At 72.9% G+C, this 24407-nt stretch carries 20 protein-coding genes; 4 read left to right on the top strand and 16 right to left on the bottom strand.

Translation table 11 applies throughout. The features are described from left to right. Positions 1-840, bottom strand: coding sequence for a VOC family protein (locus ACZDYF_RS09385; RefSeq protein ID WP_475055834.1), 840 nt, complete (start codon positions 838-840; stop codon positions 1-3). Between the two features lie 158 nt (positions 841-998). On the opposite strand from ACZDYF_RS09385, the gene ACZDYF_RS09380 reads away from it, so the two are divergent. Both ACZDYF_RS09380 and ACZDYF_RS09375 read left to right on the top strand, forming a co-directional pair. Then, positions 999-2039 (top strand): ADP-ribosylglycohydrolase family protein, encoded by a 1041-nt coding sequence (locus ACZDYF_RS09380; protein ID WP_475055832.1) that lies wholly within the window; start codon positions 999-1001, stop codon positions 2037-2039. Between the two features lie 337 nt (positions 2040-2376). After that, positions 2377-3351 (top strand): glycoside hydrolase family 19 protein, encoded by a 975-nt coding sequence (locus tag ACZDYF_RS09375; RefSeq protein WP_475055830.1) that lies wholly within the window; start codon positions 2377-2379, stop codon positions 3349-3351. 66 nt (positions 3352-3417) lie between these two features. Here ACZDYF_RS09375 and ACZDYF_RS09370 read toward each other — a convergent pair whose 3' ends face one another. The 12 genes from ACZDYF_RS09370 to ACZDYF_RS09315 form a co-directional block, all read right to left on the bottom strand. Beyond that, positions 3418-4035, bottom strand: coding sequence for a nucleotidyltransferase domain-containing protein (locus ACZDYF_RS09370; RefSeq protein ID WP_475055828.1), 618 nt, complete (start codon positions 4033-4035; stop codon positions 3418-3420). A 290-nt stretch (positions 4036-4325) separates the two neighbouring features. Continuing rightward, a complete protein-coding gene (locus ACZDYF_RS09365) occupies positions 4326-6863 on the bottom strand; it encodes an alpha/beta hydrolase-fold protein (protein WP_475055826.1) in 2538 nt (845 codons plus the stop codon). 77 nt (positions 6864-6940) lie between these two features. Continuing rightward, the gene (locus ACZDYF_RS09360; RefSeq protein WP_475055823.1) at positions 6941-7771 is read right to left on the bottom strand and encodes an HpcH/HpaI aldolase/citrate lyase family protein; all 831 of its coding nucleotides are present in this window, start codon (positions 7769-7771) and stop codon (positions 6941-6943) included. Next, complete coding sequence (locus tag ACZDYF_RS09355) at positions 7768-8976, bottom strand: CaiB/BaiF CoA transferase family protein (RefSeq protein ID WP_191789927.1); 1209 nt, start codon at positions 8974-8976, stop codon at positions 7768-7770. The genes ACZDYF_RS09360 and ACZDYF_RS09355 overlap by 4 nt, the downstream gene beginning before the upstream one ends. Beyond that, positions 8973-11024 (bottom strand): SUMF1/EgtB/PvdO family nonheme iron enzyme, encoded by a 2052-nt coding sequence (locus tag ACZDYF_RS09350; RefSeq protein WP_475055820.1) that lies wholly within the window; start codon positions 11022-11024, stop codon positions 8973-8975. The genes ACZDYF_RS09355 and ACZDYF_RS09350 overlap by 4 nt, the downstream gene beginning before the upstream one ends. Then, positions 11021-11974, bottom strand: coding sequence for a ribokinase (locus tag ACZDYF_RS09345; RefSeq protein ID WP_475055818.1), 954 nt, complete (start codon positions 11972-11974; stop codon positions 11021-11023). Before ACZDYF_RS09345 ends, ACZDYF_RS09350 begins: the two co-directional genes overlap by 4 nt. Then, positions 11971-13365, bottom strand: coding sequence for an ADP-ribosylglycohydrolase family protein (locus ACZDYF_RS09340; protein WP_475055816.1), 1395 nt, complete (start codon positions 13363-13365; stop codon positions 11971-11973). Before ACZDYF_RS09340 ends, ACZDYF_RS09345 begins: the two co-directional genes overlap by 4 nt. Beyond that, positions 13362-14540 (bottom strand): ADP-ribosylglycohydrolase family protein, encoded by a 1179-nt coding sequence (locus ACZDYF_RS09335; RefSeq protein ID WP_475055814.1) that lies wholly within the window; start codon positions 14538-14540, stop codon positions 13362-13364. The genes ACZDYF_RS09340 and ACZDYF_RS09335 overlap by 4 nt, the downstream gene beginning before the upstream one ends. 107 nt (positions 14541-14647) lie before the next feature. Next, positions 14648-15934: an ABC transporter substrate-binding protein gene (locus ACZDYF_RS09330; RefSeq protein WP_191789932.1), complete on the bottom strand. Its 1287-nt coding sequence runs from the start codon at positions 15932-15934 to the stop codon at positions 14648-14650. 80 nt (positions 15935-16014) lie between these two features. Beyond that, positions 16015-16842 carry a carbohydrate ABC transporter permease gene (locus tag ACZDYF_RS09325; RefSeq protein ID WP_191789933.1) on the bottom strand — a complete coding sequence of 276 codons (828 nt, stop codon included), beginning with the start codon at positions 16840-16842 and terminating at the stop codon, positions 16015-16017. Between the two features lie 4 nt (positions 16843-16846). Then, the gene (locus ACZDYF_RS09320; RefSeq protein ID WP_204806975.1) at positions 16847-17815 is read right to left on the bottom strand and encodes a carbohydrate ABC transporter permease; all 969 of its coding nucleotides are present in this window, start codon (positions 17813-17815) and stop codon (positions 16847-16849) included. Further along, entirely contained in the window at positions 17812-18852 is a 1041-nt protein-coding gene (locus ACZDYF_RS09315; RefSeq protein ID WP_475055806.1) for a LacI family DNA-binding transcriptional regulator, read from the bottom strand. Before ACZDYF_RS09315 ends, ACZDYF_RS09320 begins: the two co-directional genes overlap by 4 nt. Before the next feature lie 269 nt (positions 18853-19121). On the opposite strand from ACZDYF_RS09315, the gene ACZDYF_RS09310 reads away from it, so the two are divergent. Next, positions 19122-20279, top strand: coding sequence for a hypothetical protein (locus ACZDYF_RS09310; RefSeq protein WP_475055802.1), 1158 nt, complete (start codon positions 19122-19124; stop codon positions 20277-20279). Between the two features lie 92 nt (positions 20280-20371). Next, positions 20372-21025 (top strand): chitinase, encoded by a 654-nt coding sequence (locus ACZDYF_RS09305; protein WP_364074849.1) that lies wholly within the window; start codon positions 20372-20374, stop codon positions 21023-21025. A 262-nt stretch (positions 21026-21287) separates the two neighbouring features. Here ACZDYF_RS09305 and ACZDYF_RS09300 read toward each other — a convergent pair whose 3' ends face one another. The 3 genes from ACZDYF_RS09300 to ACZDYF_RS09290 all read right to left on the bottom strand — a co-directional run bounded on the left by ACZDYF_RS09300 (position 21288) and on the right by ACZDYF_RS09290 (position 24309). Next, positions 21288-22268, bottom strand: coding sequence for a LacI family DNA-binding transcriptional regulator (locus tag ACZDYF_RS09300; RefSeq protein WP_475056567.1), 981 nt, complete (start codon positions 22266-22268; stop codon positions 21288-21290). A 134-nt stretch (positions 22269-22402) separates the two neighbouring features. Next, entirely contained in the window at positions 22403-23344 is a 942-nt protein-coding gene (locus ACZDYF_RS09295; RefSeq protein ID WP_475055797.1) for a carbohydrate ABC transporter permease, read from the bottom strand. Between the two features lie 2 nt (positions 23345-23346). Further along, on the bottom strand, positions 23347-24309 hold the full coding sequence (locus tag ACZDYF_RS09290; RefSeq protein ID WP_475055793.1) for a carbohydrate ABC transporter permease: 963 nt from the start codon (positions 24307-24309) through the stop codon (positions 23347-23349). Positions 24310-24407: the final 98 nt, after the last annotated feature.

The following is a 24407-nucleotide window of genomic DNA, read 5'->3' as shown; positions in this document are numbered from 1 at the left end:
CTACTCCGACTCCTGCGGCGCGAACTGCGACAGCGTCAGCTCCGCTCCCTGCGGGTCGCGCACCACGGCCTCGCGCACCCATTCGTTCTCCGACGTCGACAGCACGACCCCACCGGCCCGCTCGGCCGCGGCCGCGCTCTCGTCGCGGTCGGCGACGGAGAACGCCACGTCCCACCGCGCCGGCCCGGACACGCGCGCGACGCCTGCGGCGACATCGGCAAAACCCGGGGGTGCGAACTCCTGCCGCTCGTGGATGCCGGGGTCGACGGTCCGTGCGAGGTGGTCGCCGTAGCCGGGGACGCGGAACATCCCGGCGCCGAGCTCGGGGTCGAGCTCCCACCCGAGCAGCGGACCGTAGAAGTCGAGGGCGCGGTCGGGGTCCGGGGTGAGGAGGTTGCTGAAGTTCCAGGTCCCCGGCTCGTTGACGCGCTGCGCCCCGAGGCGTGTGCCCGCCTGCCACAGGCGGAACCGTGCGCCCTGCGGGTCCTGGACCGAGGCCATCCGTCCGGGTGGGCCGACGATCTCAGGGCCGGAGAGCAGCACGCCGCCGTCGGCCGCCACCGCCCCAGCCGTCACACCGATGTCGTCGACCGCGACGTAGGTGATCCACTCGGGCGTCGCGTCGTCCCCGTCGGGTGGGGAGGCGATCGCCGCGACGTCCTGCCCGCCGAGCGCGGCGACGACGTAGCGCCCCGGCGCGTCGGGCGGCATCTTGTCGGTGAACGTCCACCCGAACAGGGCGCCGTAGAACGCGGTGGCGGCGTCGACGTCGGGCTGCTCGGTGTCCACCCAGCACGGCACCCCGTGCGGGTACGTGCGGGGCTGCGTCGGTGAGCTCATGGCGACCTTCCCGGTCCCGCCCGGTGCGGGGCCTCCCGAGTCCCACCTTCCCAGCCGCCGCCGACACGGACCTCTGGAGGGTTACTCGGCGGGCACACCGCGCTCGTCGCTCAGCCCCCGCTGCTCCCCGAGGTCCAGCGTCCCCCTACGCTCTCCCCGTGACCATTCACCTCGCCCCCGACCTTCTCGACCGTGCCGCAGGCGTCCTCGTCGTGCAGGCGTGCGGCGACGCCCTGGGCGTCCCGTACGAGTTCGCGACGCCGCCCCGCGCCGACGAGGCCGCGGTCATGCGCGGCGGTGGGCTCGGCCCCTACGCACCCGGCGAGTGGAGCGACGACACGCAGATGGCGGTGTGCATCGCGCGCGTCGCGGCGCAAGGTCGCGGACTGACGACCGAAGGCCCGCTCGACGACGTCGCCGCAGCCTTCGAGGCGTGGCTCACCGGGGGCGCGTCCGACGTCGGCACGCAGACCGCCGCCGTCCTGAGGAACGCGGCGCACCTCCCCGGGCAACCGGCCGCGAGGTTGCGCGCGGCGAGCCAGGCCCTCCACGCCTCCACCGGCCGGACAGCGGGCAACGGTGCGCTCATGCGCACCGGGATCGTCGGGGTGGTCGCCCTGGACGACCGCGACGAGACGGCCCGCTCGGCCCGCGCCGTCGCCGAGCTCACGCACACCGACCCACTCGCGGGCGAGTCCTGCGTGCTGTGGTCGGAGGCGGTACGGGTCGCGGTCGCCGAGGAGAGGCTCGACGTGCGCGCAGGCCTCGACCTCCTGCCTCCGGATCGACGCACCCTGTGGGAGGCGTGGATCGCGGATGCCGAGCAGGAGCGCCCCACCGCCGATCTCGGGGCGAACGGTTTCACGGTCACGGCGTTGCAGGCCGCGTGGCACGCGATCGCCTCCACCCACGTGCCCGACGGCGGAGCCCACCTGGCGCGCGACGGCTCGGCTGCGTCGTCGGGCACCGTGGCCGAGCATGCGCCGCACACCGTGCGCGCGCTGCAGGCCGCGGTCAGGATCGGGGGCGACACCGATACGGTGGCCGCCATCGCGGGTGCGCTCCTCGGCGCGCGCTACGGGACGACGGGCCTCCCCGCCGAGTGGCTCGACCTGGTCCACGGCTGGCCGGGCCTGGATGTGGCTGGCCTCGGCGACCTCGCCCGCGCGACTGCCCAGCGGGGCAGGCGCACCGTCTGACAGGCAAACGTCCGGACGGTGCAACTCCGGCGATCCTGCCGCTGCCGCCAGACGTCAGCCCACCATCCGGGGCCAGACGTTCGTGTGTTGCTCAAGTCCGATGTCGCGAAACGTGACACGTGCCGAAACGTTGCCGAGGCCCGCCCTCTCGGCAAAATCGAGCTCCAGCGTCCTCGTCCAGGTACGTTGCCCTCCACCAACGATCACTGGTGGCCGGTCATGCTCTCACGGAGGAGGGACGCCTCCGCCTACGTAGTACCCCCTACGTGCGTTGACCATTCCGCGGACCGCCCGCCAGGCTCGCAGACGTCCCCTGTAATCGACGAGAGGCACGTGCATGCTCACGGCACGAACGATCCGACGACCAGCGACGGTGCTGGCCCTCCTTGCTCTTCTCCTGACGACGGCCCTCGCGTGGTCGATCGCCGGACCCGCGCCCCGCGCGGCCGCTGCCGAGGTGTGCGCTCCGGCGTGGTCCTCGTCCGCGGTCTACACGGGCGGCGCGGTCGTCTCGAAGGACAACCAGAACTGGAAGGCCGGGTGGTGGACCCAGGGCGAGGCCCCGGGCACCACGGGCCAGTGGGGCGTCTGGCGTTCCCAGGGCGCCTGCGGCTCGACCGGCGGCACCACGGGTGGCACCACCGGTGGCACCACGGGCGGGACGACCGGTGGCAGCACCGGCGGCGGCACGGGCAGCTTCGTGGTGAGCGAGGCCCAGTTCAACCAGATGTTCCCCAACCGGAACCCGTTCTACACGTACCAGGGCCTGGTCGCGGCGCTCAGCGCGTACCCGCAGTTCGCCACGTCGGGCGGCAGCGAGGTCGCCAAGCGTGAGGCTGCGGCGTTCCTCGCGAACATCAACCACGAGACGGGTGGCCTGGTCTACATCAAGGAGAGCAACACCGCGAACTACTCGCACTACTGCGACACGAGCAAGTCGTACGGCTGCCCCGCGGGTCAGTCCGCGTACTACGGCAAGGGCCCCATCCAGCTCTCGTGGAACTACAACTACAAGGCTGCGGGCGACGCCCTGGGCATCGACCTGCTGAACAACCCGTACCTGGTCGAGACCGACGCGGCCGTGGCCTGGAAGACGGGCCTCTGGTACTGGAACACGCAGTCGGGCCCGGGCACCATGTCGGGCCACCAGGCCATCGTCAGCGGCGCGGGCTTCGGTGAGACGATCCGGTCGATCAACGGCACGCTCGAGTGCAACGGCGGCAACCCTGCGCAGGTGCAGAGCCGCATCGCGGCGTTCCAGCGCTTCGCGCAGATCCTCGGCACGACCACGGGCTCGAACCTCACCTGCTGAGTCGTTCCCTCCCGGCCCGACGGCGGGGCGCACCTTCTCCTGGGAGGTGCGCTCCGCCGTCGGGCGTCAGACGACAAACGGCAGATGCGCGTGCACCGGTGGGCCACAGAGCTGTTCGGCGTCACGGGCCCAGCGTTCGAGCACCGGCCGGGCGGCGCCGAGGCTCCATGCGACGAGCTGTGGGGGCGTCGCAAGGTGGACGTCGGCGTCGTTCCCCGTCCATCGCGGGACGTCGCGGTACAGCCGGTCGAGCAGCTCCGCGGCGATCCACCCTTCCAGGCCGTCCGGGACGACGACCAGCAGGTCGAGGTCGTCGGCGGCGGCACCGTCCCCTCGCGCGGCCGAACCGACGAGCGCGACGCCGATCTCCGCACGGACCTCGTCGTCCCGCACGACGTCGCACAGCAGGCTCTCGACCCGACGTCGCAGCTCACGGCGGGGATGGAGTGCCTCGAACAGCCCCTCGATCGCCGGCCAGCACACATGATCGGTGTTGATCCGGTACCAAGCGCCTGCCCCCGAGCCCCGACGGCTCACGACCCCCTGCTGCACGAGCCGGGCGAGCGCCTTGCGGACGCCCTCCGACGAACCGGCGTGCGCGACCCGGTGCACCTGCGCTCCCGACAGCTCGTCGTCCTGCCGAGCCCAGAGCCCCCGCAGGACGGCGCCCTCGAGCCCAGGCACGACCGCCGAGACTGGTCGGCTCCAGTCCACGGGCTTCCCCTCTCGTGCGGTGTGGTGGTAGCCCGCGTGTGCACACAGACGGTGCTGGGGCTGCGCTGGGGGGGCGGGGGGTGTTTCGAGAATCGCCCACAATTGTTGGTGATTCTCGAAACAACACCCCCGGCTCCCGCCGAGCGGCGCCTACCGGAGCCCCGCCGACCACTGTGTCGTCCTCGCAGCGGCGCGCGGTGACGCCTGGTCGCTCCTGTGGAGAGCCTGCCGAGATCGAGGCATGTGGACGGCCCGCCGCGTCAGGCCCCGCAGTCCGTCGCCGCGTACGGCGCGAGGACCTCGACCGGCCCCGACGGTTCGCTCACCGTCACGGTCGCCGCGCCCGCCTCGATCGCCGGCACGCGGGCGGAGAACGTCTGCTGCGCGCTCTTCCCCGCCCCGACGGCCGTGAACTTCTTGGTCCCGAACGGCGTCGACACCGCGACGTCCACGGGGTGGTCGCCGCCGTTGAGAGCTCGCACCGAGACCTGCGCCCTGCCCCCGACGCAGCGCGCCGTCGCCTCGACGACGACCTCGGTCGAAGGCGCCGACGGCCCGGTCGCGAACTCGACCCGGGTCACGAACACGTCCCCCGCCCCGGCGTTCACCAGACCGGCCGGCGCCCCGAACGTCAGACCGCTCAGCCACACGCCGTCCGCCCCGGGGGCCGCCGCGGCGAACAAGTTCGCGTCGTCCCACTCGTCGGCCCCGTCGCGCTCACGCGTCCCGAGCTGGGTCACGGCCCCGGGCGCGCCGTCGGCCGCGAGCGCCAGCGTGAACACGTCCACGCCGCCGACGGGCGTCCCCAGCGAACCGTACGTCGTGCCCACGACGAGCACCGTGCCGTCGGCCCCGGCGACACCGGTCACGCCGCGGTCGTCGGTCGCCGTGCCGGTCTGCGTCGTCCACAGGACCTCGCCACGGGCGTCGAACGCCCGCGCGAACACGTCGTTGTCCCCCGCGGACTCCCCGTCGAGCGCGCCGCGCGTGTGCCCCACGGCGACGACCGACCCGTCGGCCCGCGCCACGAGCCCGCTCACCTGGTCGTTGGCCGACGTCGCGACACCGCGCAGCCACACGAGCTCGCCCGCGCCGTCGTACCGTGCGACCCACCCGTCGTTGGCCCCCGCCGCCTGCGCGCCGGGCATGCCCTGCCCCGCGACCCCGCCCACGTACACCGACCCGTCCGGGCCGGGGGCCACGGCGAGCGCCTTGTCCTCGCCCGGCCCGCCGACCTGGCGCAGCCACAGGAGCTCGCCACCGGCCGACACGCGCCCGACGATCGCGTCCTTGTCGCCCGCGCTCTTCCCGCCCGGGACGGTCCCGCTCGTGTACCCGGCGACGTACGCGCCGCCGGCACCGTCGGACGCGACGGCGTAGAAGCGGTCGGCCGCGGCGGGGTCACCTGTCTGGAGCGTCCAGGCGCGCTCGCCCGCGGCGGTCACGGCCGCGACGAACCCGTCGTCGCGCGTCGAGCCCGGGTGCTTACCGTCGAGGTCGCCCTTGGTGTACCCGGCGACCAGCGTCGTCCCGGCCCGCCCGGCGACCACGCCGTAGGCGCGCTCGTCGGCAGCCGTCGCGATCGGGTGCTGCCACAGCGTGGCCCCGTCCGCGTCGCGGCGCGCGAGCACGACGTCGAGGCCGCCCGCAGGCTGCGACCCGGCCCACGCCCCGGCGAGGTTGAGGGCGACGGTCGTGCCGCCGTCGGGCGTGGCGAGGATGCCGCCCGCACGGTCGTCACCCGCGGAGCCGAGCAGCTCGGCGTCCCACGGCACGGTGGGCTCGGTGCGCAGGCGCGAGGAGACGTCGACGATCGCCTCGCGGAACGCGGGCTGCCAGACGTCCCAGTCGTGGCCGCCGTTCATGACCCGCAGCTCGGCCGTGACTCCCGGCACGCGGCGCGCGGTGTTGTAGAGCCGGGCGGACTCGAAGTCGATGTCGTGGCTGGCCTCGGCGGGGTCGGGGTTGGCCCACTCGTCGTCGCCGACCGCGACGAACAGGTGCACGGGCAGGGCCGGGTCGAGCGCGGCGAGCGCCGCCGGGTACGAGAGCTCGGTGTACCGCTCGGGCGAGAACAGCTCGTGCCCGACGCCGTAGCCCCCGTGGTCACGGACGGAGGAGTCCGCGGGGGGCTGCGGGACGTACACCGCGGGGCTCAGCACGACGCCCGCCGAGAACTCGTCCTGGTGCGCGAGGGTCAGGCGCAGCGCGCCGGCCCCTCCCATCGAGTAGCCGCCGACGGCGCGCGCCTCGCGGTCGGCGACGGTCCGGTAGGTCGCGTCGACGTGCCCGACCAGATCGCGCGTGAGCGCGGTCTCGACCTGGAAGCCGGCACCGGTGCCGCCGCCGGGTCCAGCACCGTCAGCGCCCTCGTACGCCGAGTCGGTGTACCAGCTCCCCCGGTCGTTCCAGGGCGCGTCGGGCATGACAACGACCAGGGGCTGGATCGCCTCGGTGCCGATGAGCTCGTCGAGGTCGGTCGCGACGCGCTGCCACGCGGCCTGCGTGTCGCCGCGCCCGTGCAGCAGGTAGACGGTCGGGTAGCGCTGCTCGGCGTCCTCGTCGTAGCCCGGCGGGAGGTACACCGTGTAGTCGACGGCGCCGCCCGCGCCGAGCGCCTCCGAGGGCGCGCTGCCGGGCACGAGCGTGCCCTGCTCGGCGGCCGCGACAGGTCCGGCCACGGCGAGCGGGAGCCCGACGACGGCGCCGCCCGCTCCCACCACCCCGGCCAGGAGCGCGGCGATCCGCCGTCGCGAGCGGGGCGCGCGCGGGGGCGTCGCCGGGAGTGCTGTGGTCATGGTTCTCTCCTTTGAGAAGCGTGATCGGGGCCGCGCGGGTCAGACCGGCCCGGTGCGTGCGGACGGGTGGTGCAGGGTCAGTGCGGGGTCTCCCCCGCGACCGCTAGGACCGAGCGCGCGCGCTCGACCATCGCGACGTCGAGGAACGTGCCGTCGGGGAGCGCGATCGCCCCGACCCCGCGCGCGGCAGCGGTGCCGACGCGGTCGAGCACCTCACGCGCTCGCGACACCTCGTCGGAGCTCGGGAGGAACGCCTCGCGGATGGGGTCGAGCTGGACGGGGTGGATCGCGGTGCGCCCCAGGAAGCCGAGCGCACGGCCCGCGCGGCACGAGGCCACGAGCCCGTCGAGGTCCTTGACGTGCGTGTACGCCGACATGGACGGCGACGGCAGTCCGGCGGCCCGCGCCGCGACCACGAGGCGGCTGCGCACCCAGGCCAGCGCGCCGTCGTCGTCCACGCGCAGGTCCGAGCGCAGGTCGGCCTCGCCCAGCCCGACCGACGCCACCTGGGGCGAGGCGGACGCGATCTCGAACGCGCGCTCGACGCCGAGCGCCGACTCGATCAGCAGGTGCAGGTCGCGCCCGGGCAGCGTGGCGGCGAGGTCGCGGACCTCGTCGGCCGACTCGACCTTGGGCACGCGAGCCCCCACGGCGCGTGGCAGCATCGCGACCGCCGCGACGTCGTCGGCGTGCCAGGGCGTGCCGCGCTGGTTGACGCGCACCTGGACCCGGCGCGAGACCTCGGCCAGCAGCGCGACGGCCGAGGCGCGCGCGGACTCCTTGGCCGCCGGGGCGACCGCGTCCTCGAGGTCGACGATCACGACGTCGGCCGACGTCGCGAACGCCTTGACGACGCGGTCGGGCCGGTCCCCCGGGGCGTAGAGCAGCGTGAGCGGCGGGGTGCTCATACGGCCCCCGCCTCCCGCAGCGCGGCGACGCGCTCGGCGTCGAAGCCCAGCTCGCCCAGCACCTCGTCGGTGTCGGCGCCGTGCGCACGGCCCGTGAACCCGATGACGCCGTCGTGGTCCGAGAGCCGGAACAGCGGGCCCTGCATGAGCATGGGCCCGAGGTCGGGGTCCTCGATCTCGTGGAGCGTGCCGAGCGCCTGGAACTGCGGGTCGCCCACGATGTCCTGCGCGTCGTAGATGGGCGCGACCGCGGCCTGCGCCTCCTCGAACGCCGCCACGACCTCGTCGCGCGTGCGCTGCGCGATCCAGCCGCCCACGGCCGCGTCGAGCTCGTCGGCGTGCTGGGCGCGCTCGGCCCCCACCGCGAACCACGGCTCGTCGATGACCTCGGGGTGCCCCACCAGGCGCATGACGCGCTCGGCGATCGACTGCGCCGAGGTCGAGACCGCGACCCACTGGCCGTCGCTCGTGCGGTACGTGTTGCGCGGCGCGTTGTTCGCCGAGCGGTTGCCCGTGCGCGGCTGCACGGTCCGCAACTGGTCCCAGCGCGTGATCTGGGGCCCGAGCATCGCGAGGATGGGCTCGATGATCGCGGTGTCGACGACCTGGCCGCGCCCCGTGCGCTCACGGCTCTGGAGCGCGACCATGACCGCGAACGCGGTCGCGAGCGACGCGACGCCGTCCGCGAGGCCGAACGGCGGCAGGGTCGGCGGGCCGTCCGCCTCGCCCGTCATGGCCGCGAACCCGCTCATGGCCTCGGCGAGCGTCCCGAACCCGGGGCGCGACCGGTACGGCCCCACCTGCCCGAACCCGCTGATGCGCGCGAGCACGAGGCGCGGGTTGTGCGCCGAGAGCTCGTCGTAGCCCAGGCCCCAGCGTTCGAGCGTCCCGGGACGGAAGTTCTCGATCACGACGTCGGCCTCTGCTGCGAGCGCCAGGAAGACCTCGCGGCCCCCGTCGCTCGACAGGTTGACGGTCACGGCGCGCTTGTTGCGCCCGAGCGTCTTCCACCAGAGGTTGACGCCGTCCTTCGAGGCGCCGTGACCGCGCGAGGGGTCAGGCTTGGTGGGGTGCTCGACCTTGATCACGTCGGCGCCCATGTCGCCCAGGTGCATCGCGGCCATGGGGCCCGCGAAGAGCGTCGAGGCGTCGACGACCTTGAGGCCCGCGAGCGCGCCGTCCTGGGGGTCGCGCGAGACCGTCATGCCGTCACCTCCACGGTCCACGCGCAGCGGAAGCCGATGCTCGCGCTGCGCGCCAGACCCAGACCAGGCAGGAGCAGCTTGGCGCTGAACTCGGGGCGCTGGACGCCGCCGTCGAAGTACCACTCGGACCCGACCGACTCGTGGTCCGCACCGCCCTTGAGCATGACGTACCGCGTGCGGCCGTCGCTGTGCTCGCTCTCCGTCCAGTTCCACACGACGGGCGCGCCGCGCAGCAGGCCGCCCGTCTCCCCCGCGAGCTGCCACTCGTCCTCGCTCGGGAGGCGGCCCCCGCGCCACGCGCTGTAGGCGCGCGCGTCGTCGAGGTCGACGAACGTCACGGGCTCGTCCTCGCGCCCCGCGGGCGGTCGCCCGTCCACCCAGTGTGCGAGGAACCGGTGCCGGGTCGCCGGCCGGTAGCCCGTGGCGTCGAGGAACGCCGCGAACTGCGCGTTGGTGACCTCGGTCGCCGCGACCGCGACGGGCACGGCGAGCTCGCCGTCACGCTGGAGCGTGCGCGGGTCGTGCAGGCGGGGCGAGAGGGGCTTCCACTCCTCGACGTAGGGCGCGCCCTGATACATCCCGGTCTCCCGGGCGCGGTAGCGCACGGTCAGGACGTAGGGCCCCGCAGGCACGACGACGGCGCTCGCCTCCGCGTCCCGGCCCGGCCCGGTCCCGGCGTGGGTCGGTGCGCCGTCGGCCCAGGATGCCGGGATCTCCGGCGCGATCCTGCGCGCGAGGCGGTGCGGGAACCGTGCGTCCGCGCTGGGCGCGTGGCGGCGCATGTCCTCGACCAGGCTGGGGAGCCAGTCGGGCTCCTCGGCGCCGGGGGCGACGTGCACGAGCGCGGCGATGCCGCGCCCCGGGATCACTGGTCCGGTCAGGTCGATCACGCGCCCGGCGGGCGCGCCGGTGAGCACCGGACCCGTGTAGTCCTGCTCGCCGCGGTTGACGAGCGTCCACAGCGAGACACCGTCGCGCGAGAAGAGGGACGCGTGCACGCCCGCCTCGCGCGCCTCGGGGGCGAGGTCCGTGAGCGGGGTCCACTCGCCGTCGAGCAACAGGTCCTTGGCAGCGCGCTGGACCGTGACCATGCGGCGCAGGGTCGCGGCGTCGCGCTCGCTCCACCCGACCCACACCCCGAACACGACCTCCCACACCATGACGCCCACGCCGTTGATCCAGGCGGACTGGAGCTCGTCGGTGTGGTCGCGGTTCCAGCGGCGCACGTGGTGCTGCATGTGGCGGCGCTCGTACCAGTGCGCGCGCAGCACACCCGGCACGGACGAGTCGGCGAAGAACTGCGCCCACGACGACGAGTGGTCCTCGATGCGCTCGACCGCGAGCTTGGACTCGCCCTCCAGCACGATGCCCGGCCGGGCGGCCTCGAGCCGCTCGACGAGCTCGGGCTCGGCCTTCTTGAGCGTGTCGAGGAAGACGCCGTCCGCAGGAAGGTCCGCGACGACCGCGGCGAGCTCGGTCAGGTCGTCCTCGCCGCGGCGCGTTCCCGTGTCCCACGGGTTGTAGTCGACGAACACGTGCAGGCCTGCGGCGTGCAGGGTCGCGACCAGGCCGTCCGGCCCCGTGAGGCCCGGGACGTCGCGGTAGAAGTCCCACTGGTTGCGGTCGTCGATCCCGATCACCGGGTACGCGTGCCACAGCACCACGGCGTCGAGGTCCGCGAAGCGCTCGCGCGCGTCGGCCAGGAAGCGTTCGGGCGTGAAGCGGTTCTCCTCGAACGAGTAGAGCAGCTCGTCCCACAGCCAGACCTGCGCGATCGTGAAGCAGCTCGCGGCCCACGCGGCCTGCGGTCGCTCGTAGACGGCGCCCGTGAAGCCGTGGCGCTCGCGCGCGTCGGTGCGCCACGCCTCGAGCCGCTCGCGCCACGCGGCCCACTGCGCGGGGTCGTCGGGCGCGGCGAAGATCTTCGCCTGGTCGAGCGCGGCGAGGTCCTGCGTGGCGTCGGCGGTGGCACCGGTGGCGGCGTCGAGCGGGACGACCGTCGGGAGGTCGATGGGGCGGGGGACGAGCGGGTCGAACGTGTAGCTCATGGCTGCTGCTCCGGGTGCGCGAAGGTGGTGACCTCGTCGGCCGTGGGCACGGCGTCCTGGGCACCGGGCCGGGTCACGGCCAGGGCGCCTGCGAACGAGGCGGTCCGGGCGGCGTCCACGAGGGTGGACCCGCCCGCGAGGGCGGCGGCGAGCACGCCGCAGAACGTGTCGCCCGCGCCGGTCGTGTCGACGGCGTCGACGCGCGGGGCCGCGAGGCGGACGGGGGCCGAGCCGCGCTGCGCGACCAGGCAGCCCGCGCCGCCGAGGGTCACGACGACGGCGGGCACCCTGGCGAGCAGGGTCGCGGCCAGGTGCTCGGCGGCGTCGACGGGGTCCGTGGGGGCGGCGGCCTCCCCCGCGAGGTCGCGCGCCTCGTGCTCGTTGACGATCAGCAGGTCGAGCGCGGCCCACATCGCGTCGGGCAGGTCGCGCGACGGCGCGGCGTTGAGCGCGAGCACGGCCCCCGGCCGACGGGCGGCACCCGCGGCGAGGACCACGTCGAGCGGGATCTCGAGCTGCGCCAGGACGACGTCGGCGGCCGCGATCCGCTCGGCCTGGGCCGGGCCGATGCGCACGTGCGAGTTCGCCCCCGGCGCGACGACGATCGCGTTCTCGCCGTCGGGCGAGACCGTGATGAGGGCCGTGCCGGTCGGGGCGGTCGTGCGCTCGACGAGGTCGGTGCGCACTCCCCCCCGATCGAGCGAGGCGAGCAGCAGCTCGCCCGACTCGTCGCGGCCGAGGGCTCCGACGAAGGTCGTGTCGGCGCCGCCCGCCCGGGCCGCGGCGACGGCCTGGTTGGCCCCCTTGCCGCCGGGGCTGCGGCGCAGGTCGCCGCCGAGGATCGTCTCGCCGCCGCCGGGGTGCCGGGGGACGTCGACCACGAGGTCGACGTTGGCCGAGCCGACGACGACGACGCTCCCCCGGCGGTGCGTGCTCGGGTCGGGGCTCATGCGCCGGCCCTCGCAGTGTCGGCAGTGTCGGCCGCAGGGACCACCGCTTCCGTGAGCCGCAGCGCCACCGTGCGCGCCGCGAGGTCGTCGATGCGCTGCTCCCCGCCGGGGAGCGAGGTCGCGATGCGACCGTCGAGCGGCGCGGTCCACCGCTCCCCGATCCCGTCGGTCCCGAGCAGGGCACCGACGACGCCGCCCACGGTCGCGGCGGCCGAGTCGGTGTCCCAGCCCGCGGTGACCGCGATCGAGACGCTCGACCCGAAGTCCCCCGCTCCCTTGGTCAGGGCGTAGGCGATCACGGCCGCGTTGTTGAGCACGTGGACCCAGTGCAGGTCCCCGTACGCGGCGTGGATCCGGTCGAGACCGACGCTCACGTCGCCGTCCTGCGCGGCCTCGCGGCCCAGGCGGACGGCCTGCGCGATCCGACTGTCCGGGGGCAGCACGGTCTGTGCCGCGTCGAGCACGTCCTCGACGCTCGCGCAGACCATCGAGGCCGACGCGAGCGCAGCCGCCCACATGGCGCCGTAGACGCCGTTGCGCGTGTGGCTCAGGCGCGCGTCGACCCATGCGAGGTACGCCGCGCTCCGGACGTCGCCCGGGGCGACCCACCCGAGCACGTCGGTGCGGATGAGCGCACCGATCCACTCGCGGAACGGGTTCTGGTGCGTCGCGGTCTCGGGCACGGGACGCGCGTCGAGGATGTTGCGGTACGCCGCGCGCTCCGCGGTGAAGACGCGCCCCGCGGGCAGGTTGTCGAGCCAGAGCTGGGCGACGTCGTCGGTCGTGAAGCCCGTGCCGTGCTTCTCGAGCAGGGCGAGCGCGAGGATCGGGTAGTTGAGGTCGTCGTCCTCGGGCATCCCGTCGATGTTCTCCTCGAGCGAGGTCGGGGCGCTGCGCCGGTTCCAGGGCCAGCGCGCCGCGACGTCCTCGGGGAGCCCGACGGCCGTGAACCAGGTGTCGAGCGGCCAGCGGCCCGTGGCCCGCAGGATCTCCTCGATGCCCTGGCGCGGGATCTTCTCGACGGGCTTGCCCAGGAGGCACCCTGCCGAGCGTCCGGTCCAGGCGCCGTGCACGCGGCGGGCGAGCTCGTCGTCGGGCACCGTGGGGAGAGCCGGGGGTGCCGGGAGGAGCGCGGCGATCTGCGCCCACCCGTCCGGCTCGGCCGGGGCCGGCGCTGCGGGCAGGGCGTCGAGCTCGTCGAGGAGCTCGCGCGCCAGGGCGCGGAGCGCCGGGGGCGCGGGCACGGGGCCCGCGCCCCTCACGGCCGGGACCGTGTCGCCGCCCGCCGCGGTCCATCGTGCGACGACCGCGGAGACGTCCTTGCCCTCGATGGTCGACTGGACGAGCTCGTGCGCGAGCAGGTCCTCGGGCTGGGCCCAGGTGAGTCTCACGCCGAGGCTCCCACCGTCGCGGCCTCGATCTCGTCGAGGGCCAGGAGGCGAGCCTTCGCGGCCTCGCGGTCGGTGCGCAGGATGTCGCCCGCGACCTGCCCCATGAGGCGTCCGGTCGCACGGACGTCGGTCCGGCTCGCGCGCTCGATCTCGTCGAGCCACTCGGTCGGCACGACCTCGGTCCCGCCGAGCCCGGCCGTGATCGCCCCTGCCATGACCGCGATCGAGTCGGCGTCGCGCCCGTAGTTGACCGCACCGAGCACCGCACCGCGGAAGTCGCCGCGGTGGCCCAGCACGAACCCGAGCGCGGCGGGCAGCTCCTCGATGGCCTTGGTGCGCGAGGGGCGACGGGCGTCCATCGACATCTGCCGGTACTCGGGGCCCACCGAGTCGAAGGGCGCCACGACCTCGCGGATCGTGCGCGCCAGGGCGCGCTCCTCCTCGTCGGTCGTGGGGACCGTGGTCCAGCCGTCGAACGCGTCGACGACTGCGCGCAGCGCGGCGAGCGTCCCGTCGTGCGCGACGTCGAGCGCGGCGGCCACGACGTCCTCGACGCGCGCTCCGGGCGCGACCGCCGCCGCGACCATGGCCGCGAACACGCCCGCGGCCTCACGGCCGTAGCTCGCCTGGTGGGCGCCGGTCAGGTCGATCGCCTCGGCGTACGCGCCGCGCGGGTCGCCCGCGTTGGCCAGCCCCACAGGGGCCACGTACATGGCCGCGCCGCAGTTGACGATGTTCCCGACGCCCGCCTCGCGAGGGTCGACGTGCCCGTAGTGGAGGCGCGCGACGATCCACTTCTCCGCGAGGAACACGCGCTGCAGCAGCAGGGCGGTCGACTCGAGCTCGGGGATCCAGCGGGGCTCGCCGATCATGAGCGGGACCAGGTCCTCGGCCACGGCGTACGCGTCGAGGTGCGCGCGGCGCTTGGCGTAGACCTCGACGAGCGCCTGCGTCATGAGGGTGTCGTCCGTGATGTGGCCGTCGCCCTTGTGGTACGGCGCGATGGGGCGGGCGTCCTGCCAGTTCGGGTAGAACGGCCCGACGATGCCCGTGACCCGTCCGCCGTGGCGCTCCTCGATCTGCTCCGGGGTCCACCCCTCGGTCGCCCCACCCAGCGCGTCGCCGACGGCTGCGCCGGTGATCACCGCCACTGCCTTCTCGTCCAGCCAGCTCACGAGGTCACTCCCTGTCGTTCGTCGTTCTGCGTCCGGGCGACTCGCGGCCACCCGTGGTCGTCGTCCGTGCGGACGGCCGGTCTGCCCGGCCGTCCGCACGGGTTGCACTACTTGGTGATCTCTTCCCAGCCGGCCGTCAGCTCGGTCGCCACGCCGTCGGCGTCGATCTCCTGCGCGAGGAAGCGCTGGTAGGCCGGCGTCGCGACCGTGTCCTTCCACTGCGCGTAGGCGTCGACGAAGAGGTACGGCGCGGACACGAGGTGCTGGCCCGAGGAGAGGATGACGTCCCAGCCGTTCTCGGTGCCGAGCTTGGCCGCGAGGGCCTCCTGCGCGGACGTCGTCGCGGGGATGAGGGCGTCGGCCTCGTTGAGGGCGGCCAGGTTGTCGGTCTGCGTGAAGAACTCGATGAACTCCGCGGACTCCTCGACGTGCTCGGAGTCGATGTTCACGGACAGGGTCTGCGGGTTGGCGGCCTGCTGGGCGCCCTCCGACCCCTCGAGCGGCGGGAGCACGATCCAGTCGAAGCCCTCGGGGGCGTCGGTCGCGATGTTCGCGGCCTGGAACGAGCCCTGGATCGTCATGGCGACCTGCCCGGCGTAGAACGTCGCGAGCGTCTCCGAACCGGTCTGGCTCAGGGTCACGGGCAGGATCGACTTGTCCTCGAACGCCATGGCGTCCACGAGGTTCGGCACGGCCATCTCGCCCTCGCCGACCGTCAGCGTGGCGTCCGCGCCGCTGCCCTCGAAGTAGGTGCCGCCGAAGCCCGGCGCGAAGGACATGTACGCGGCGGTGGGGCTCTTGAGCCCCCAGCCCAGGCCGTACGTGCCGTCCTTGGTCGTGGCCTGCGCGATCGCGCGCATCTCGTCCCACGTCATGGTCTCGCCCGTGGGGATCGCGACACCTGCGGCGTCGAGCAGCGTCTTGTTCGCGAACACCATGTAGGACTGGAGCTCGGTGGGGTACGCGATGACCTTGTCGTCGACCGTGACCGCGTCGAGGATGCCCTCGGGGACGTCCGCGCGGAACTCGTCGGACATGTACTCGGAGAGGTCGGCCAGGTAGCCGTCCGCCGCGAAGGGCACGATGCTCGCGGCCTCGTAGTGGATGATGTCCGGCGCCGCACCACCGTTGAACTGCGTGATGAGCTTGTCGTAGATGCCGTCCCACCCTGCGGGGACGATCTCGACCTGGACGTCGGGGTTGGCCTCGTTCCAGTCGGAGACGATGCTCTCGGTCGCGGCGATGGCCGCGGGCTGGTCGGACAGCGACTGGAACTTCAGCGTGATCGGGCCGGAGTCTCCACCGGCGTCGCTGTCTCCGCCGCTTCCGCAAGCGGTGAGGAACAGGGTGCCGATCGTGAGGCATGCGGCGATGGACGCACCACGAGTCTTCATGTGTCTGCCTTTCTGAGGCGTGGGGGTCGTGCGGGTGGGGTGGGTGGGACGGGTTCCGTCGAGGCGGGGGCGCACTGCGCTCACCCCTTGACGGCACCGGACAGGAGTCCGCCGGTGAGCCTTTTCTGCATGATCGAGAAGAAGACGATGCTCGGGATCGCGGCCAGCACGGCGCCCGCCGCGAGCGGGCCGAGGGCGACCTTGCCCTCGCCGCCGATGAACATCTTGAGCGTGATCGGCAGCGTGTAGTTCTCGGGCGACTGGAGCAGCACGAGCGCGAAGAAGAACTCGTTCCACGACGACACGAAGCTGAACATCGCGGTCGCGACGACGCCCGGCATGAGGAGCGGGAAGACGATCTGGCGGAGCACCGTCAGGCGGCTCGCGCCGTCCATCGAGCCCGCCTCCTCGAGCTCGATCGGGATCGAGCTCACGTAGCCCTGCAGCATCCACAGTGCGAACGGCAGCGTGTACGTCGTGTGCACCAGGGTCAGGCCGACCAGGCTGTCGGTCAGGCCGATGGTCCGCAGGATGAGGAACAGCGGCAGGATGATGAGGATGACGGGGAAGACCTGGCTGACCAGGATCCACCCGACGCCCATGCCGCGGACCAGGCCCTTGAGCCGGGCGAGGACGTACGCGCCGGGCAGCGCGATGAGGAGCACGAGCGCGGTCGAGACGAGCGCGACGATCGCGGAGTTCCACGCCGAGCGCACGAGTCCCTGGCGTTCGAGCGCGGCCGAGTAGTTGCCGAGCTCGATGTCCTGCGGGATCAGGCTCACGCTGAGCGAGTTGAGCTCTCCCGACGACTTGAGCGACGCCGAGATGAGCCACAGCAGCGGGAAGCCGAGGAAGACGATGTAGAAGGCCAGTGCCACGTACTGGGCGGGCCGGACGAGATGACGCATCAGATCACTTCCCCGTGCTGTCGCGGTCTTGGCGGAACTGGGACCACAGGTAGATCGCGAGCAGGAGGACGACGACGACCACGAGCACGACGCCCATGGCGGCCGCGTAGCCGATGTTCCTGTTCTTGAACGCCTCGAGGTACGTGTAGAGCATCGGCAGCATGGTGCGGCCGCCCGGTCCGCCCTCGGTCAGCACGTAGACCAGGGAGAACGAGTTGAAGTTCCAGATGAAGTTGAGCGAGGTGATCGACGTGATGATCGGGCGCAGGCTCGGGAGCGTGACCGCGGTGAAGCGGCGCCAGGCGTTCGCGCCGTCGATCGCCGCGGCCTCGTGGAGCTCGTCGGGGATCTGCTGGAGCCCGGCGAGCAGCGTCACGGTGGTCTGCGGCATGCCGACCCAGATGCCCACGACGATCACTGCCGGCAGCGCGGTCGAGAAGTCCGCGAGCCAGTTGATGTCGTCGGGCAGCCCCACGCTGCCGAGGAACGCGTTGAGCGGCCCCGCGTTGGGCGAGTAGATCATCCGCCACATGATCGCGACGACCACGGGCGGCATGGCCCACGGGATGAGCGCGAGCACGCGGGTCAGGCCCTGGAGCTTGAGGTCGGAGTTGAGCAGGAGCGCGAGGCCCATGGCCGCGACGAGCTGGAGCAGCGTCACGGACACGGCCCAGATCATGCCGATGCGGAACGAGTCCCAGAAGAAGGAGTTGTCGGCGAGCCGGACGAAGTTGTCCATCCCGACGAACGCGTACTCGGGGTTGCGCACGAGGCGGGCGTCGGTGAACGCGAGGCCGACGCCGACCAGGAGGGGCGCGACGCTCAGGACGAGGATGGGCAGCAGCGACGGGATGACGAGGGCGATGGCCTCGCGCCGCTTCGAGCGGGCCATCCCTCCGGTCCGGCGCGGCTTCTGCCGCTGGGGTGCGGGGGCGGTCGGTCGGGGGCCGGCCTCCACGGTGGGGGCTGTCATGACTTCTCTCCGTCGAGTGCGTCGGTCGGTCGGGTGGATTCGCGGACGAGGAGGGTCGGCCCCACGTCCACGTGCCGGGTCTCCTGGTCGCTGCCCTCGACCAGTCCGAGCAGGAGCTGGGCGGCCCGCCGACCACGTTCGGCGGACCCCAGGGAGACGCTCGTGAGGCTCGGGTAGAAGACACGGCCGATCTCGGTGTCGTCCATGCCGGTCACGGCGAGGTCGGTGGGGACGTCGAGGCCGCTCTGGCGGGCCGCGTGCATCGCGCCGATCGCGAGCAGGTCGTTGGCCGCGACGATCGCGTCGAGACCGCCGCGGGCGGCGTTGCGCTCGATGAGCGTGCGCGCGGCGGCGAGGCCTGCGGCGACCGTGAAGTCCTCGGCGATCTCGACGTCGACGTGGTCGGCGGCGAACCCCGGGGCGGCGACGGCGGCGTCGAAGCCGCGCTGGCGGGCCTCGCCGGGGGTCGTGTCGAGGGGGCCGTTGAGGAACGCGATGCGGCGGCGGCCGATGTCGAGCAGGTGGGTCACGGCCTGGCCGATCCCGCCTGCCGAGTCGGTCGAGACCGAGTCGATGCCGTGGGCGCCGAGCGACCGGCCGATCACGACGACCGGCACCGCGGACTCGTGGATCGCGCGGACGAGCTCCTCGCTCATGCGCAGGGGGCTCAGGACGATCCCGTCGACCATGCCGTTCGCGAGGCTGCGCACGAGGTCCGTGGTGGACTCCGCCGTGTCGCCCGTGGTCGTCACGACGACCCGGTAGCCGTAGGGCGCGATGACCGCGTGGATCGCGGACATCATCTCGACGTAGACCTGGTTGCCGATGTCGGCGACCGCGAAGGCGATCTGGAACGTGCGGCGCATGCGCAGGGAGCGGCCGACGGCGTCTGGGCTGTACCCGAGCTCGTCGGCGGCGGCGCGCACGCGCTCGACCATGGCCTTGCTCGCGCCGGAGCCGTGCAGCGCTCGGGAGGTCGAGGCGAGCGACACGCCTGCGCGCTCGGCGACCTCGTTCAACGTTGCACGTGGTGCCATCGGTTCCTGCCCTCTCCGTCGAAGGTGGTGCGGAAGATCTCGATTTGGAAACGTTTCCAACGCAGCGGTGCGAAACACTCTGGAAACGTTTCCGGATTGAGAGGCACTCTTGCACGCGCCCTCGGAGGGTGTCAACCGCCGGGCGGTTCCGGGCCCGACGCCGGAGCCCACCGTGCGCGCGAGGGCCTGCTCCGCCGTCGGGCAGGGCCGGGCCACGGGCTCCCCTCGCCGGGCTCGTCGCCTCCTGCGCGTGCGCTACCCTCGCGGGCATGCCGATGACGTCACGCAGGGACCCCGCCGTGCTCGTCGCCGGGCTGGTCACGTCGATCCTGTGGGTCGGGACGGCGGTCCTGAGCGACTGGGTCCACGCGAACTTCACGTACCGCGTCCACAGCGCGCTCGTCCGGACGTTCCTCCCCCACCCGAACGGCACGGTCCCGGGCGGTTCGGCGGTCACGGGTCAGACGATCCTCGCGGCGCTCCTCGCGGGGCTGGTGGTCATGGTCGTGGCGTACCTCGCGACGCGGCGCCTGCCTCCACGCACCGGCACGTGGGGCGTCTTCCTCGCGACGTGGTTCGGGGTCGTGGCCGGCGGCACCGCCGGTTCGGTCGCGGACACGGTCGCGGACATCTCCTTCCCCTCGCCCATGAACCCGGCGTTCCACCTGCTCGCCGCGTCGTTCGAGGGCGGCTGGTGGGGACTGGTCAACGGCTGGCTCGTGGGCATCGCGCTCGTCGGGGCCCTCGCCCTGACGAGCCGTTCCTCCGCGCAGACGCTCCCCGCGACGCGCAGGTCGCGCAAGCCGCTGCGGGCCCGCGCCTGGCCGACCGTCCTCGTCGCAGGCCTCACGGCCTCGCTCGTGTGGGTCACGGTCGGGGCCGGCAGCTCGTGGCTCGTGTGGCACCGCAGCGCGCGCGGCCCGATCGACCTCGTCGCGGAGGCCGCCACGGGGGCGATGATCTTCCGCTTCGCGCCGCAAGGGCAACCTGTCCAGGGCATGGAGTTGACCCTCTCCCTGGCCGTGGGCCTGCTCGTCACGGGCGGGACGTGGCTCGCGACCCGCCGGCTCCCGCCGAGCGCGGGGCGCTGGACCCTGGTGCTCGCGGTCTGGTTCGCCACGGTCGTGGCGGCCGTGGTCCCCGCCGCGACCCGGTCGTTCACGACGTACACCGCGTTCGGGCTGCACTCGGCCACCATGAACGTGGTCCTGCCGACCGTGCAGGCGAGCCTCTTCTGGCCGCTCGTCACGGGGTGGGTCGCGGGTCTGGTCGCCGTCCTCGTGTACGCCAAGACGGGCGGCGGAACCCCTGCGGACGTCTCTCCCGAGGGCACCCCCGGCCCCGGCGACCACCCCGAGCCGGACGTCGAGGACGCCCCGCAGAGCGCACTGCACACCGATGCCGAGGAGCGCTCGCTCGTCCCCTAGGGTGACCGCTGAACGCAGGCGGGGGGTGCCGACGAGTCACTGACGAGTCGTCGGACGACGTTCCGCCGGGAACAGTGACGAGAGGGTGGCTCATGGCTGAGACAGGTTCGACGAGCGGCATCACGACGGGCTTCGTGGTGACCGAGGCGCAGTTCGAGGAGATGTTCCCGGACCGCAACCCGTTCTACACGTACGCGGGCCTGGTCGCCGCGACCGAGGCGTACCCGGAGTTCGCGACGTCGGGCGGCACCGAGATCGCGAAGCGGGAGGCCGCGGCGTTCCTCGCGAACGTGAGCCACGAGAGCACCGGCCTGCTGCACGTGAGCGAGCTCAACACGGCCGTGTACTCGCACTACTGCGACCCGTCGCAGCCGTACGGGTGCCCCGCGGGCCAGGACGCCTACTACGGCAAGGGCCCCATCCAGCTCTCCTGGAACTTCAACTACAAGGCGGCGGGCGACGCCCTGGGCATCGACCTGCTGAACAACCCGTTCCTCGTCGAGACGGACCCGACCGTCGCCTGGAAGACCGCGCTCTGGTACTGGAACACCCAGCCCGGCGAGGGCACCATGACGTGCCACGAGGCGATCGTCGGGGAGCACGGCTTCCGCGAGACGATCCGCGCGATCAACGGCCCGCTCGAGTGCGACGGCGGGAACCCGCGCCAGGTCGCGAACCGCGTCGCGCTGTTCCGCCGCTACGCCGAGCTCCTGGGCACCACGACGGGCGACGCCCTGACCTGCTGAGGCCCGCGGCGGGCACGACGGCCGAGACCGGACTGCTCCAGTCCATCTGCTCCACAGGGGGCGGGGGTGTTCTCTGCGGAGCGCCAACAATTGTTGTCACTCCGCAGAGCCCCCCCGACCCCGCACCGCACCGACGGCGCGCCACCCGTGCGGCGCGGCTCCGGACCAGCCGGACTCGCCTGTGGAGAAGCCACCACTGGGGCGCTGTGGACGGGTCCCGGGACAGGCGCAGCACCGGGGGCGCGCCGGCAAGACCGGAGTGCTAGGCCGAGTCCCGCACCACGAGCGACGTCGGCAGCGTGATCGCTGCGGGCTCCTGCCCCTCGACGACCTCGAGCAGCAGGCGCACCATCTCGGCGCTGATGCGCTCGAACGGCTGCCGCATGGTCGTGAGCGCGGGGTGGAGCGACGCGGCGACGCCCGAGTCGTCGAACCCGCCCACGGCCACGTCCTGCGGGACGCTCCGGCCCGCCGCCTGGAGCGCGACGAGCGCGCCCGCGGCCATGAGGTCGGACGCGACGAACACGGCGTCGAGGTCGGGACGACGCTCGAGCAGCTCGGCCATCGCGAGCCGACCGCGCTCGCGCGAGTAGTCGCCGTGCGCGACGAGCGACTCGTCGAACCGGTCGCCCAGGGCGTCGCGGTACCCGTCGAGGCGCAACGTCCCGCCCGGGGTGTCGAGCGGCCCCGTGATCGTCGCGACGCGCGTGCGCCCCGAGTCCATCAGGTGCTGCGTCATGGTCCGCGCCCCGGCGCGGTCGTCGGCCGCGACGTACCCGACGCGGCCCTCGTACCCGAGCGGCACACCGCACGCGACGGTCGGCACCTTGAGCTTGAGCAGCTCGGCAAGCATCGGGTTGCCCTGGTGCGAGCTGATGAGCAGGACGCCGTCGACGTGGCCCGCCGCGACGTACCCACCGATCCGGCGACGCTCCTCGGGGGTCCCCGCGACCATGAGCAGCAGCGGCATCTCGCGCTTGGCGAGCTCCTCGGCCGCCCCCCGCAGCAGGATCGAGAAGTTGGGGTCCTCGAACAGCAGGTGCTGTGGCTCGGTGAGCAGGAACGCGATCGAGTTCGACCGTCCCGTCACGAGGCTGCGAGCGTGCTGGTTAGCGGCGTACCCCGTGGTCCGGATCGCCTCGTTGACGGCAGCGAGCGCGTCGGGCGAGACCCAGTGGCCTCCGTTGATCACGCGGGACACGGTCCCGCGCGAGACGCCGGCGGCAGCGGCGACGTCGCGGATCGTGGGACGTCGCTTCGCGCTGCCCGACGGCGCCGCGCGCCTCTCGCGGGCAGGCTGCGACGCGACCCCCGGCTCCTGCTCGGGGGTGGCGTCCTCACCAGTTTGCTCCACGACACGTGAGTCTAGGGACATCCTCAGGCCTTGACCGCGCCGGCGGCCAGGTCGACCTGCCAGTAGCGCTGCAGGAGCAGGAACAGGGCGACGAGCGGGACGATCGACAGGAGCGCGCCGGTGATGACGAGCGTGTACAGCGCGGGCTGCGACGCACCCTGGTTGAGCAGCCCGGAGAGTCCCACCGTCAGGGGGAAGAGCTTGTCGTCGCCGAGCATGATGTACGGCAGCATGAAGTTGTTCCAGATCGCGACGAACTGGAACAGGAAGACCGTGACGAGCCCGGGGGCCATCATGGGCATCGCGACCTGGGCGAACGTGCGGAGCTCGCTCGCGCCGTCGGTCCGCGCGGCCTCGACGATCTCGTCGGGGATCGAGGCGCCCGCGTAGATCCGGGCCAGGTAGATGCCGTAGGGGCTGATGATGCTCGGCAGGAGCACGGCCCAGTACGTGTTCGTGAGGCCGACCTGGGCCAGCAGCAGGTACTGCGGGATCGCGAGGACGACGCCCGGCACGAGGACGCCCGCGAGGAGCATGTTGAAGACCGCGGTCTTCCCGCGGAACCGGTACTTCGCGAGCGCGTAGCCGGCCATCGAGGACACGACGACCGAGAGCATGGCGCCGACCCCGGCGTAGAGGGCAGTGTTCGCCATCCACCGCCAGAACAGCCCGCCCCGGTACGCGTTGAGGTCGGACACGTTGTCCAGGAGGTGGGCCGAGGGCGCGAACGTGAACGTCGAGAAGAGCTCGCTCCCGGACTTGGTCGACGCGACGACGACCCACAGCACGGGCAGCAGGCAGTACAGCGCGCCAACGAGCAGGATCGCGGTCGCGACCCCGCTCGGCCGGTCGCCCACGGACCGGTGGCCGGTCCTGGGGACCCTGCGGGCACGAGGCAGGACGGAGCCCGCCCGGGAGCCCGCGGTCTCGGCGACGAGCGTGGTCTCAGCGGCGTCGGTAGTCATGGTCACTTCTCCTGACCGAAGGCACGGCTCTGCACCAGGCGCAGGAACCCGAACGAGAGGACGAACGTCGCGACGGCGATGATCACCGAGGTCGCGGCCGCCGAGTACAGGTCACCGCGGATGAACGCGTCGCGGTAGACCTTCATGAGAGGGGTCCACGTGCTCGAGATCGTGTTGCTGAGCGGTTTGAGGGTCGTCGGCTCGGCGAAGACCTGGAGGGTCGCGATCATCGAGAAGACGAACGTCATGATGATCGAGGGCACCACGATGGGGATCTTGATCCGCCACGCCGTGCTGACCTGCGTGCAGCCGTCGAGCTCGGCGGCCTCGTACAGCTCCGACGGGATCGCTCGCAGCGACGTGTAGATGACGACCATGTTGAAGCCGACACCGCCCCACACCGCGATGTTCGCGACCGCGAAGATCACCAGGTTCGACGAGAACAACGACGGGACGTCCCAGCCGAGCCGGTCGAACACGTAGTAGAACGGGCTCACGCCCGGCAGGTAGAGGAACCCCCACAAGAGCGAGGAGATCACGGCGGGCACGGCGTACGGCAGGAAGATCGAGATCCGTGAGAACTTGGTCGCGCGCGACCGGCGCGAGTCGAGCAGCAGCGCGAAGAGCAGCGCGAGGCCCAGCATGGTCGGCACGACGATCACGCCGTACAGCGCGACACGGCCGACGGACGCGAGGAACTCCGGGTCGGCGAGCGACGCCACGTAGTTCGCGAACCCGTTCCACACCTCGGTCCGCGACCCGGATCCCAGGCCCAGCCCGCTGACCTTCTCGGTGCGGAAGCTCAGGTACACCGCGTACGCGATCGGCAGTGCGAGGAAGAGGACGAACAGCACGATCGCGGGGGCGAGGAAGGCCCAGGGGGCTCCCTGGCGCCGGGACGCACCGGGTCGGCGGCGTCGCGCCGCGGGCGGCGCGGCGGGCCGCGCTGGCGTGGTCGTGGTCACGATCTCTCCTCGGAAGGTCTGCGCCGGTCGGGTGCGGGCGGCGGTCGAAGCTCGGTGCGGAAGGGGGAGGCGACCGCCCGGACTGACCGGGCGGCCGC

The organism is Oerskovia sp. PE-21s (assembly GCF_056158145.1).
This window is presented reverse-complemented; position numbering and strand designations above follow the sequence as displayed.